Origin of the sequence: Deinococcus marmoris DSM 12784, assembly GCF_000701405.1 — a bacterium.
Taxonomy (GTDB): domain Bacteria; phylum Deinococcota; class Deinococci; order Deinococcales; family Deinococcaceae; genus Deinococcus; species Deinococcus marmoris.
Map to the genome: position 1 here is coordinate 1 of NZ_JNIV01000114.1, position 12,676 is coordinate 12,676.

Annotated in this window: 7 protein-coding genes; 5 read left to right on the plus strand and 2 right to left on the minus strand. The window is 64.2% G+C overall.

The features are described from left to right. Window positions 1-300: hypothetical protein (locus tag Q319_RS27980; protein WP_162178679.1), on the plus strand; the 300-nt coding region annotated here is incomplete at its 5' end. 91 nt (window positions 301-391) lie between these two features. Here the strand turns inward: Q319_RS27980 and Q319_RS0119645 are convergent. Then, on the minus strand, window positions 392-1,102 hold the full coding sequence (locus Q319_RS0119645) for an HD domain-containing protein (protein WP_029484136.1): 711 nt from the start codon (window positions 1,100-1,102) through the stop codon (window positions 392-394). Window positions 1,103-1,180: 78 nt separating this feature from the next. Then, complete coding sequence (locus Q319_RS27435) at window positions 1,181-1,618, minus strand: hypothetical protein (protein ID WP_156039472.1); 438 nt, start codon at window positions 1,616-1,618, stop codon at window positions 1,181-1,183. Window positions 1,619-1,896: 278 nt separating this feature from the next. Here Q319_RS27435 and Q319_RS0119655 point away from each other — a divergent pair, with 278 nt between their 5' ends. The 4 genes from Q319_RS0119655 to Q319_RS28805 form a co-directional block, all read left to right on the plus strand. Beyond that, entirely contained in the window at window positions 1,897-7,038 is a 5,142-nt protein-coding gene (locus Q319_RS0119655) for a DEAD/DEAH box helicase (RefSeq protein WP_245619387.1), read from the plus strand. A 3-nt stretch (window positions 7,039-7,041) separates the two neighbouring features. After that, window positions 7,042-9,885, plus strand: coding sequence for a DEAD/DEAH box helicase (locus Q319_RS0119660; protein WP_051655588.1), 2,844 nt, complete (start codon window positions 7,042-7,044; stop codon window positions 9,883-9,885). After that, window positions 9,882-12,383, plus strand: coding sequence for an Eco57I restriction-modification methylase domain-containing protein (locus Q319_RS0119665; protein WP_051655589.1), 2,502 nt, complete (start codon window positions 9,882-9,884; stop codon window positions 12,381-12,383). The genes Q319_RS0119660 and Q319_RS0119665 overlap by 4 nt, the downstream gene beginning before the upstream one ends. Window positions 12,384-12,419: 36 nt before the next feature. Continuing rightward, window positions 12,420-12,676: DUF6444 domain-containing protein (locus tag Q319_RS28805; RefSeq protein ID WP_245619389.1), on the plus strand; the 257-nt coding region annotated here is incomplete at its 3' end.

The following is a 12,676-nucleotide window of genomic DNA, read 5'->3' on the forward strand; positions in this document are numbered from 1 at the left end:
CTGTATACACCGTCCCAGACGCTTCTTCTTGGCTTCTGGGGAGCTGGTCCCAGGCATGGCCTGGGACCACTGCTGTTGATTGGTAGAGCGTTGCTCGATCAGCGAACACATGGCGTCTTCGACGCGTTGCAAGGTATCGCGTCGCAAAAAGGGGAAGCGCTCTTTCAAGAGCTGGGCAAACTTGATCGCGTCGATTTGGGCGGCTTCTTCGTGTCTCATAACTCCAAGAAGCCGCCTTTCGCCGTCCCAGATGACAACCAAATGCTCAAATGTCAAAAATGCTGTTCAGGACGCTATTGAAATCGAGTTGTCCGGTACTGAACAGAGGGGGCCGGGGACGGTTCATAGGGTTAGCTCAAATTCATTGCCCCGCAGACCCGTTGATTGCTCCTTAGCTTGCCGTGGCCCCTCGCAGCAGCGGATAGTCACGCACTTCGTCCGCCATCACGCCACATGCCTCTTCCAGCGCTGACACAGTGCGGTCCAGCTCCGCAAAAAGCACCTGCAACCGGGGACGCTCCAGCACGCCCTCACCTTGAGCAGCCCTGTACGAGTCAGCCAGCAGGCGGTAATACTGCAAGGTTCCGGCCTGCCCCTGGTTAAAGCGCACGAAGTAGTGATCCCGTTCCTCTACTGGCAGGGTCATGACGTCGGTCAGAATCGTGCGGGCGTTGTGCAACTTGTCCGAGGCGCTGATCAGCAGTGACGAGGCTGGCTCGTGGGATAGCTTGCCCAGGTATTTCGTTTTCCGCGTCTGCCATGGTTCTTTCTCTTCTCCGGCTTTGGGCATCGCGTCTGTTGCACCGTCCACCAGATGAGCCACCTCTTTGCCGAACTTGTTCTCGATGATGGACCGCAGGGTATCGGCATCCAGTCCCATGTTCTGCGGGCCATCTTCGAGGGCGTCATGCAGCAGCGCGGCGATGGCTTCATGCTCGTTCGCCCCGAACTCTAGGGCGATAGAGGCCACGCCCAGCAGGTGCGAAATGTAGGGAATGGTGGGCGTCTCGCCCTTCGGCACCTTACGGTGCTGCGTGGCGTGCCACTCGTGGGCCAGCGTCAGGGCGTCGGCGAATGCGGGAGATAAGGCAGGTTGGGTCATGCCCTGAATGTACCGGGATGGCTGCATTCCAGCCAGGCGAAATGGCTTGCCCCCAACGGGTGAAAGAGCTACGTCGGCTCAGTCGGGCAACTTCTCTCTCGCAGCGCACTCTCTCAAGAGGGTTTGCGTGCCCGCGATTTCTTTCCAAATCCATTCGCGCTCCGCCATGACCTGCTTGCCCCGCCGTTCGTGGTAATCGGCCAGGATCACCGACACCTTGATCTTGGGAAGGCGGCTGTAGATCCCGTGCTTCATCGGACGTCCTGGGAAATTGAGCTTCTTGCCTGTGTTCAATTCATGTAGGTAGCGGGCCAATGGATCATGTTGCCGAGGCGTGGTACCGCCGTGGCAGCGGCAGATCAGGACGCCGCGCACGCTGCGGTCACTGGCGTAGCGCCCACAGTAGGCGCATTTCCACGCCCAGCCTCCGTTGGGGGTGCGGCGCAACAGTTCGGGCGTGAGCTGTCTATCAGCTTCGGTGACGGCGGGGAGACGACTGCGTTTGGTGCGGGCCATGCCCCAGCGTAGGGGGCGGTGCGGGGTGAAAAGGGATGGGGGATGGGGGATGACCAAGTGTGGGGACAATTCATGGGGTTAGCTCACCGGGGAAGACATGGCGGCGGGGGAAGACCCCAAACGACAAGAAGTCTGGGGAAGACGTGGGCGCGCATCCGGGGATGACGGAAAGGCAAGATCAGCAGGAACAAGCATTTTGTGACGTGCCATGCCCCAGATTGCGGCACAATGGCTTTCGTTACCCGCCGCCGCCGCCCAGCCATCCACCCACCCCTGGAGTGTCTTTGAACGTCTTTAGTTTCCGCAATGCCGTCATCGGCGAATACCAGGCTTACGTGTCTTCCTTCGTACATATCCGCGACGCCGACATCCGTGAATACGTCGATAGGCACCTGAACGACGGGACGTTCTGGCCCGATCCGCTGGTTCAGCTCAACCCCAATTTTCAGTCCGGCGGCAGTGTCGGCGATCTGGTGGACGAGGGTTTGCTCCATGCGGGCTGTGCCGACGTGTTCCGCGTGGCCCGCGATGGCCAGCGCTTGCCCCTCAATTTGCACCGGCACCAACGGCAGGCGGCGGAACTGGCAAGGGCAGGACAGTCCTACGTCGTCACCACTGGCACTGGATCAGGCAAGTCATTGACGTACATGATCCCGATTGTCGATCACGTCCTGCGGCACGGCAGCGGACGCGGTATCCAGGCCATCGTGGTGTATCCGATGAACGCCCTGGCAAACAGCCAACTTGAGGAATTGGAAAAGTTTCTCGGCATGGAAGGACCAGTCACATTCAAGCGGTACACCGGACAAGAGAGTCGCGAAGAGAAAGACCGAATTATCGCCTCGCCACCCGACATCCTGCTGACCAATTACATGATGCTGGAATTGATCCTGACCCGGCACGAGGAATCCAGGCTGGTGGACAGCGCCAGTGGGCTGAAGTTTCTGGTCTTCGATGAATTGCACACCTACCGGGGCAGGCAGGGCGCTGACGTGGCACTGCTCATCCGGCGACTGCGTGAGCGCTTGGGAGCCGAGGACGCCGTGTGCGTCGGCACCAGCGCCACGATGTCATCCAGCCCCTCTTATCTGGAACGGCAGGCGGCAGTGGCTGGGGTGGCCTCGCAGATTTTTGGGGTCTCCATTGGGCCGGAGCAGGTGGTGGGTGAATCGCTGGAACGGGTCACGGTAGGCGACGCGACGCCGGAGGCGATCACTGACGCTATCCACGCTGTCGTGCCGAATGCCTTCAGCGCGTTCGTGCAAGACCCTTTAGTGATCTGGCTGGAGGAACGAATTGGTCTCCAGCAGGACGCTGCCACGGGGCGCTATGAACGACGTGCGCCGCAGGCAGTAGCTGGAGAAGAAGGGCTTGCTGGGGAACTACACCGGCTAACTGGCCTGGGCGAGTCGTTGTGCCGTAGTGCCATCGAGGCACGGCTGCTGCGCGGGTACAACCTGCATCACCCGGCCACCGGACGTCCGGTGTTGGCCTTCCGACTGCACCAGTTCGTGAGCAAGGCGTCTACGGTGTACGCGCCGCTGACCCCGCAGGCCGAACGCCTGGAGCATCTGACGTTGCGAGGGCAGATTTACGCGCCCGGCACGGACCGCGCCCTACGGCTCTATCCGCTGGAGTTCTGCCGCAACTGCGGGCAGGAGTATTACGCCGTACGCCGCCAACGCGACGAGGGCACCGGACGTGAAACCTTTGTGGCACGCGGCGGTGGCCTGCGCGAGGAAAATTCGCCGGACGACGGCTTCCTATACATTGGCACGCCGCCCTGGCCGCGCATCGAGGATGAGATGCTGACCCGTCTGCCCGGCGACTGGATCGAGGAAAAGAAGGCAGAGTTGCGCGTGAAGACCACCCGCCGCAAGCACCTGCCTCAACCAGTGCGGGTGGAAGGCAACGGCGAGGTGGTCTCGGCTGGTGGACTGGAAGCCGCCGCGCTGGACGCCAACTTCCGGTTCTGCCTGTGCTGCGGCGTGAGCTACATAGGCCGCACGGGCAAACTGACCAAGCTGGCTTCCCTGTCCAGCGAGGGGCGCAGTACGGCCACCACCCTCCTGACGATGGCCGCCATTCAGGGCCTGCGGAAAAGCGATTTGCCTGAACAGGCGCGCAAAGTGCTGTCGTTCACCGACAATCGACAGGACGCCTCGTTGCAGGCGGGTCACTTCAACGATTTTGTCTTCGTGACCTCGCTGCGGGCTGGGCTGGTGAGCGCTTTGCAGGGTGGACCACTGGAACACGACACGCTGGCCCGGCAAGTGTTCGACGCGATGAAACTTGATCTGGCGCAGTACGCCGCCGATCCGAACGTACGTTTCCGGGACCGGGACCGGACCATCAAGCTGGCGCAGGACTTGATCGGCTACGCGCTATTTAGCGATCTATCTGAGGGACGTCGCCTCACCCTTCCCAACGTAGAGCGCGTCGATCTGGTGCGCTTTGAATACCCGTATCTGGCCGAAATCTGTGCCATGCAGGAGTTCTGGGAGCGGGCGCATCCGGCGCTGGCTGAAGTCCGGCACGGCGTCGCCGCCTACCGTGAGAAGGCGGCGCGAGCCGTGCTGGACTGGCTGCGCGAGAATCTGGCCGTCAAAGTGCCGTACCTGGACCGCGAGTACCTGAACACGCTGACCCTCAGCCTGGGACTCATCCGCGAGGACAGTCCGCTGCACATCCCGCCCGACGAGCAGCGCAACTTAGAGGCCGCCACGGTGGTCATGCTGGGCAGCCGCCCACCGGGACGCCGCAATCAAGACGTGCTGTACCTGGGGCCGATGAGCGCGGTGGGGCGCTACCTGACCCGCCCCGGCACGCTGGGCTGGCGGGAGAAGCTGGGCCGCGCCGACGCCGAGGCTATGTTGACCGATCTGCTGACCGTTGCGCTGAGTGAATTCATCGAGGAAGTCGGGACGGGCACATATCAGCTCAAGGGAACGGCCTTCACCTGGCATGCTGGCCCCGGTACGCGCGGCCACGAGGACACGCTAAGGGTGGTCAGGCCCGACGAGGCAGAGCGCCCCAGGGTCAATCCCTTCTTCGTCAGCCTGTACCGCGAGCCGCCGGGCAACTTCACCGATCTGAAGGGGGCCGAACACACCGCGCAGATCAGGGCCGATGAGCGCGAAAAACGCGAGGGCGCTTTCCGTGCGGGCGAGTTACAGGCCATGTTCTGCTCGCCCACGATGGAGCTAGGTGTGGACATCAGCGACCTGAACGTGGTGCATCTGCGGAACGTGCCGCCCACCCCGGCCAACTATGCCCAGCGCTCTGGGCGGGCCGGGCGCAGCGGGCAGCCTGCCCTGGTGCTGACCTACGCCACTACTGGCAACAACCATGATCAGTATTTTTTCCAGCGCCCGCACCTGATGGTGGGCGGCCACGTCAGCACACCCCGGCTAGAGCTGGGCAATGAGGCACTAGTACGTTCGCACGTCCACGCACTGTGGCTGGCCGAGACGAACGTTGAGCTGCCACGCTCGCTGGCTGAGTTGCTGAACGTGGCTGGTGAAGAGCCGGGGCTGGAAATTGCCGACGACTTTGCGCGGGTTTTTGCCGACGCGGGCGTGCAGGCGCGGGCCTTGCGGCGGGCGCGGGCGCTGCTCTCTGCCCTTGACGGCCATCTGGAGAGGGCAAGCTGGTACACCGAGGAATGGCTGGACTTCACCGTACGCGGAGCGGCGCGCGAACTTGACCGGTCCTGCGAGCGCTGGCGCGACCTCTACCGCAGCGCCCTGTCGCAACTCAAACTAAACAATGCCGTGCTGGCCGATGCCAGCAAGCGCCATTTGCAGGAGCAGGCCAACCGATTGCATGGTGAGGCACGCACCCAACTGGAACTACTGCGGAACCCGGATGGCGAGCAGTCCGACTTCTCCACCTACCGCTACCTGGCCTCGGAGGGCTTTTTGCCAGGCTACAACTTCGCGCGGCTGCCGCTGTCGGCGTACATTCCGGGGCGGCGCTTCGGCAGAAAGGGTGGAAGGCAGAGCGACGACAGTTACCTGTCGCGCCCGCGCTTTCTGGCGGTCAGCGAATTCGGGCCGAACGCCATCGTGTACCACAACGGCGCGAAGTACGAGGCGCACAAGGTCATCGTCCCGGCGCGCGGCGAGACCAGCGAACTGCCAGTGGTGGGCGCGCAGCGCTGCGAGCAGTGCGGTTACCTGCACAGCGGCACCCAGCATGACGCCCGGGACGTATGCGAGAACTGCGGCGCACGCCTGGAACCCGCGCTGCCCAATCTGTTCCGCATGACCTCGGTGGCCACGCGGCGGCGTGAGCGCATCGGCAGCGACGAGGAGGAACGCCAGCGCGTGGGCTTCGAGCTTCGCAGCGGGCTGCGCTTCGCCTCGCGCGGCGGTGTTACTGACCGGGTGGAGGCGGTGGCACACGGCGAGAGCGGCGAGGACTTGCTAAAGCTGACGGCAGGCGCGGGCGCGACGCTGTGGCGCATCAATTACGGCTGGCGCAACCGCAAGAACAAACACGAGCGCGGCTTCCTGTTCGACCCAGAAACCTCACAGTGGCTGTCGCAGACGAGTTACGAGGAGAAACTGAACAAGTCTGGCGGGCGCGACGTGCCGGTGCAGCGCGTAATTCCCTACGTGGAGGACACCCGCAACGTGCTGCTGATCGAGCCGCTGGACGGCCAGGCAGACGGCAAGACCCTGATCACGTTCATGAGTGCGCTGAAAAACGCGGTGCAATTGACCTATCAACTCGAGGACAGCGAGTTGGCCGCCGAGGTGCTGCCCGACGCCCAGAACCCCCGTCAGATCCTGCTGTACGAGGCGTCCGAGGGTGGCGCGGGCGTCCTCCATGATCTGGTTTTCCGCGATCAGGCGCTGGCGCGGGTGGCCGGAAAGGCGCTGGAACTGCTGCACTTTGATCCGCAGACCGGCGAAGACCTGAAACGCGCTCCTCACGCCAAAGAGGACTGCGTGGCAGCCTGCTACGACTGCCTGATGACCTACGGCAACCAGAGCCATCACGAATCGCTGGACCGCACGCTGATCCGGGATCTGCTGCTCTCGCTGCACAGCGGGCAGGTCAACGCTGCCCCGGACGCGGCCCCCGACCACCTGGACACGCTGAAACAACAATGCGGCAGTGGGCTGGAGCGCGACTGGCTGGATTTCCTGACGGCCTCTGGCCTGCGGCTTCCCTCGCACGCACAGCAACTGGTGCCGGGACACTTCGCGCGGCCTGACTTCACCTATGCCGCGCAGGACAGCGTGGTCTTCATCGACGGGCCGCACCACGACACGGCCCGCATGCAGGAGCGGGACGCGGGGGTGCGCGACGCCCTAGACGCGGCAGGCTGGACGGTGGTGGTCTTCACACACGACACGGTGCGCTGGCCGGAACTGGCACAGCGGTACTCATTCTTATTTGGAGAGGGCTAGCACATGGCATTTGATATTGGCTCGATGGTGACGGCGCGTGGGCGCGACTGGGTGGTTCAGCCGGAAAGTGACGATGATTTCCTGCTGCTCAAGCCGTTGGGCGGCAGCGACGCCGAAACCACCGGCATCTTCACGGGCCAGGACGGCGAGGACGTGCGCCCAGCCTCGTTCGCGCCGCCGGGAGCCACCGCCTTCAGCGACGCGGGGGGCGCGCGGCTGCTCCTGAACGCCGCGCGTCTGGCCATTCGCAGCGGCGCGGGACCGTTCCGTTCGTTGGGCCGTATGGGCGTGCAGCCACGCCCATATCAGTTGGTGCCGTTGTTGATGGCCTTGCGCCAGAGCCCGGCCCGGTTGCTGATCGCCGACGACGTGGGCATCGGCAAGACCGTGGAGGCCGCCCTGATCGCCCGTGAGCTGCTGGACCGGGGCGAGATTTCGCGCTTGGCCGTGCTGTGTCCGCCACATCTGGCCGGGCAGTGGGTCGAGGAACTGCGCTCCAAGTTTGGCATTGATGCCGTGGCCGTGCTGCCCAGCACCGCGCGGCGGCTGGAACGCGGCTGCGACATCGGGCAGAGCCTGTTTGAGCGCTACAAGCATGTGGTGGTCAGCCTCGATCTGGTCAAGAGTGACCGCTGGCGGCAGGACTTCCTCAGCCACGCCCCGGAATTCATCATCGTGGACGAGGCGCACGCCAGTGCGGAGGGCGAGGGCCATACAGGCAGCAAGCGCCATCAGCGTTACCGCCTCCTCGAAGACCTGGCCCGTGACCCAGAGCGCCACCTGATCCTGGTGACAGCCACCCCTCACAGCGGCAAGGAGGACGCCTTCCGTAGCCTGCTGAAGCTGCTGAACCCCGACTTTGCCACGCTGCCGCTGGCACCCGGCAGCGAGAGCGCCCGCGCCCGCGAGACATTGGCCCGCCATCTGGTGCAGCGCCGCCGCGCAGACATCGGCGCCTACTTGCAGGAGGACACTCCCTTCCCAGCGCGGCAGGACGCCGAGTTGCAGTACACCCTGCACCCCGAATACTCAGGCCTGTTTGACGATGTACTGGCCTACGCCCGCGAGAGCGTTCATGTTCCTGGCGAAGCCCTGAGCCGTCAGCGCATCCGCTGGTGGGCCGCGCTGGGGCTGCTGCGTGCGTTGGCCAGCAGCCCGCAGGCCGCCGCCGAAACCCTGCGGGCACGGGCGCTGGGCGCAGACCTGAGCGAGGGCGAGAGCCAGCCTGCCCTAATCAACAGCTTGGGCCGCGAGGTGGTGCTTGATCCTGGCGAGGACGAGCGCGAGGCGCTGGACGTGACCCCCGGCGCGCAGATCGACGGCCCGGACAGCGAGACCTCCCGAAGGCTGGAGGCGCTGGCGGTGCGCGCGGATGGATTGAGCGGAGCCAAAGACCGCAAACTGACGCTGTTGACCGAGCAGGTGAAGCAACTGCTGGCCGCAGGGTTTGCGCCCATCGTGTTCTGCCGCTTTATCGCCACGGCGGAGGCGGTGGCCGCGCATCTGAACGCCACTTTCAAGGACATAGCCGCAGAGGCCGTCACGGGCCGCCTGACCCCCGACGAGCGGGCGGATGCCGTGGCCCGGCTGGGTGGGGCCGAGCGCCGCGTGCTTGTCGCCACCGATTGCCTGTCCGAGGGCATCAACCTTCAGGATAACTTCAGCGCGGTGATTCACTATGACCTACCGTGGAACCCCACCCGCCTGGATCAGCGCGAGGGACGCGTTGACCGCTACGGTCAGGTCGCCCCCGAAGTGAAGGTGCTGACCATCTACGGCGCGGACAACCAGATCGATACCCTGATCCTGGAAGTGCTGGTTCGCAAGCACCGCACCATCCGGGCCACGCTGGGCACCAGCATTCCCGCGCCGGACGAGGCCGAGAGCCTGCTGGATCAACTGCTGTCGCGTGTGCTGGATACGCCACGCGGCCAGAGCTTTCAGCCGCTGCTGTTCGAGGACGTGCAGAGCTTTGACGCCAAGTGGCGCGACGCCGCCGAGGGCGAGAAACGCTCGCGCAGCCGCTTTGCTCAGAACGCCATTCGCACCGAGGAGGTGGCCCTGGAGCTGCGCGCCGTGCGTGAGGCGCTGGGCGGCGTGGACGAGACGCGCCATTTCATGCTGGACGCCCTGAAGGGCGCGCGGGTGACCGTTACGCCCCGCCCCGACGGCTCGTATGTCACCGATCCTGCCCAGGCCGAGGTCAGTCCCGAAATGCGCGACGTGCTGCGCCGCGCCCGTACCTTCCGCTTCGATGCTCAGGTGGAACGCGGCGTGGTCAATCTGGCGCGCAACCATCCGGTGATCGAGCAACTGGCCAGCACACTGCTGGGTCAGGCGCTGGACGACGAGCAGAGCGCCATCGCCAAGCGCGCGGGCGTGATCCGCACGGCGGGCGTACAGACCGTGACTACGCTGTTGTTGCTCCGCCACCGCTTCCTGTTGCAAGGGCGCAAGGGCAACAACAAGTGGCAAACGCTGGCCGAGGAGCTTGACCCCGTGGCCTACCGGGGCCGCGCTGAAAACAATGACTGGCTGACCCCCGAAGAGGTGCGTGCCCTGCTGGAGCTGACGCCAGTAGGAAACCTCAGTTCTGTGCAGAAGGAAGACCGTCTGACGCGGGCGCTGGATGATCTGGAGACTTTGCGCCCGACACTCGACGCCCGCGCGCAGGAGCGGGCCGCTGCCCTGCTGGACGCCCACGAACGCGTGCGCGGCGCGGCCCGTGGCCTGGGCGCGACGTACACCATCGAGCCGCCCGGCCCGCCCGATCCGCTGGGTATTTATGTGTTCGTGCCGCTGCCGCCCACTTCTCCCCCATCCAGCAATCCACAGGACGGCGCATGACCGTTCGTCTGAACCACATCAAGGTAACGGGTCTAGGGCTGACGGACGACTTCTTACTAGAGTTAGCAGACCGGGCGCAGACGGCCAAAGTCAAGAACGCCACCGCCGCCAGCTACAGTGTTGACCCCAATTCATTGGAAGAGGCTGTGCAGGATGCGTGGGACAGCGCCCGCAAGCTGTGGGCCAAGGTGCCACTGTCCAGCCAGACCGGAACCGCGCAACCGGGCTGGGAAAACTTCGTGCGCCCGCTGCTGACGCGCATGGGGTACACCGCCAGCTTCGTGCGTCCACAAGCTTCCACGCTGACCGCCGCACAACAGCGTTTTCCCATTTCCTACCTGAGCGAGACCGGGGACGTGCCGGTGCATTTCTCGGGGGCCGAGCGGTTGGACAGCGTGACCGACGAGAACGGGGTGCGGATCAGCCCCCACGGGTTGATGCAGGGCTACCTGAACGCCACGCCCGAACACCTGTGGGGACTGGTCACCAACGGCAAAACCGTGCGCCTGCTGCGCGATCACGGGCAGGTCACGCGGCCCGCCTATCTGGAGTTCTCGCTGGACGAGATCATGGGGACCGAAGACAGCCGCGCCTTCCGGGTGATGTGGCTGCTGCTGCACCGCTCGCGTCTGAAGGGTGGCACGGGCAGCCTGCTGGAAGCCTGGAACGAGGCCGCCAAGCAAAGCGGCGTGAAAGCCCGCGACAGCTTGCGCGACGGCGTGGCCAGCGCGATTGAGGCAATGGGTACCGGCTTTCTGGCGGGCAACCCGGCGCTGAACGACGCCGTGAAGGATGGACAGATCACGCCGACAGACCTTTACCGCGCGTGCCTGAAGCTGGTCTACCAACTGGTCTTCCTGTTCGTGACCGAGGACCGCGACTTGTTGTTTGCGCGAGACGGGAAGGGCGGCTATGCAGCCAACGCCGCCACCCGTGAACGCGCCCGCCACTACCTGACGCGCGCCCTGCGAAACCGCGCCGCCGTGACTGGGAGCGAGACGCACTTCGACACTTACGAGGGCCTCAAATTCCTGCTAACCAGCGTCCGTACCGGCTTTCCCCGATTAGGTCTGCCCGCGCTGGGCAGTCATCTGTTCGAGCCTCATCTGCTGGGCGAAATAGAGGGCCAACCTCTGACCCCCGCAGACCTGAGATTGAGCAACGCCACCCTGCACCGCGCCGTGCTGGGGCTGGCCGAGATCACGGTGAACAGCACGCGCCGCCCGGTCAATTACGCTGGACTGGACTCTGAGGAACTGGGCAGCATCTATGAGAGCCTGCTGGAACTGGTGCCGCGCATTCACCCCGGCCCCGCTTTCCGGCTGGAAGTGCTGGCGGGCAACGAGCGCAAGACTACCGGCAGCTATTACACGCCCTCTTCGCTGATTGATCTGCTGCTGGACAGCGCCCTTGATCCAGTGATCGCCGACGCCGTGAACGGCAAGTCCGATGCCGAAGCAATCGCTGCCCTGAAAGCGCTGAAGGTGATTGACCCGGCCTGTGGCAGCGGACATTTTCTGATTGCCGCCGCCCGCCGCATTGGTGCGAAGCTGGCCGCGCTGGAGGAAGGCACCGCCCAGCCCAGCCCCGAAGCCCTGCGCCGCGCGGGCCGCAGCGTCATTGCCCACTGCATCTACGGCGCGGACATCAACCCGCTAGCCGTGGAACTGGCGAAGGTGGCGCTGTGGCTGGAAAGCCAGGACGCGGGCAAGCCGTTGGCCTTTCTAGATCACCGCCTGCGCGTGGGCAACAGCCTGCTGGGCATCACGCCGGAGGGGATGCAGTACACCGAAGTCCTGAAGGACAAAGGCAAGCTGCGAACCCAGGACAAGGAAACGCCGATCCGCATTCTGGGGCTGCCGGACGATGCCTTCAGCGCCATTGAGGGTGACGATAAGAAAACGGTCTCTGAGCTGAAAAAGCGCAACAGGGCCGAGCGCGTGACTCAGGCACGGCTGAAGCAAGGTCAGGCTCCGCTGTTCGGCGCAACCGACGATCTTGCCCCCCTGACCGCCATGCTGCGCGCCTTGGACAAGATTGAACCCGAAAGCCTGGACAACGTGCGGGCGCAGGAAAGCACCTTCAACGCTATCCAGCAGAACACCGCCCTGACCCACCAGAAGCTGCTGGCCGATGCGTGGTGTGCCGCCTTCGTGGCTCCCAAGGTGCCGAATGCCCCCACCATTACCACCGCCACCTTGAACGCCCTGAAGGCCACCCCCAACGCCCCCGCCCTGGAGGGTGTCCACGCTCTGGCCGGAGCCACCGCCCGCCAGTACCGTTTCCTACATCCGCACCTGGAATTTCCCGACGTGTTTGAAGCCGGGCAGGGCGGGTTTGACTGCGTGCTGGGCAACCCGCCGTGGGAGCGGGTGAAACTGGAGGAGAAAACATGGTTTGAAATTCGTGACCCATCAATTAGTGCTGCTATAAACGCTGCTGCGAGAAAAAAATTGGTAACTACTCAGCAGGGGGACTTGCGGAGTGGAATCAGATAGAGTAGGCGCATCAAGAACGCTCTTTGCCCCAATTGCCTGATCCTTCAAGCTCGCCTTGACGAGCTTGAACTGCGATTGCTGACCCTGGAAGCTCGCCTTGCCGCCACAAGCCGAACTTCTAGCCAACCGCCCAGCCAGGACAAACCGTGGGTCCCCAAGAGTGAGCGCCAGAAGAGCAACCGCTCTTCTGGCGGGCAACGTGGCCATCCCGGCAAGACGCTCAAAATGAGTGAGCATCCTGATGAAATCAGGACGCTCCCGGTCACTGGGCAGTGCGGCTGTGGGCAGCCCTG

Bases quoted from the DNA above. Each gene is read 5' to 3' on its own strand.
- Q319_RS0119665 (WP_051655589.1), top strand. From the start codon at position 9,882: ATGACCGTTCGTCTGAACCACATCAAGGTAACGGGTCTAGGGCTGACG.
- Q319_RS0119645 (WP_029484136.1), bottom strand. From the start codon at position 1,102: ATGACCCAACCTGCCTTATCTCCCGCATTCGCCGACGCCCTGACGCTG.
- Q319_RS0119660 (WP_051655588.1), top strand. From the start codon at position 7,042: ATGGCATTTGATATTGGCTCGATGGTGACGGCGCGTGGGCGCGACTGG.
- Q319_RS27435 (WP_156039472.1), bottom strand. From the start codon at position 1,618: ATGGCCCGCACCAAACGCAGTCGTCTCCCCGCCGTCACCGAAGCTGAT.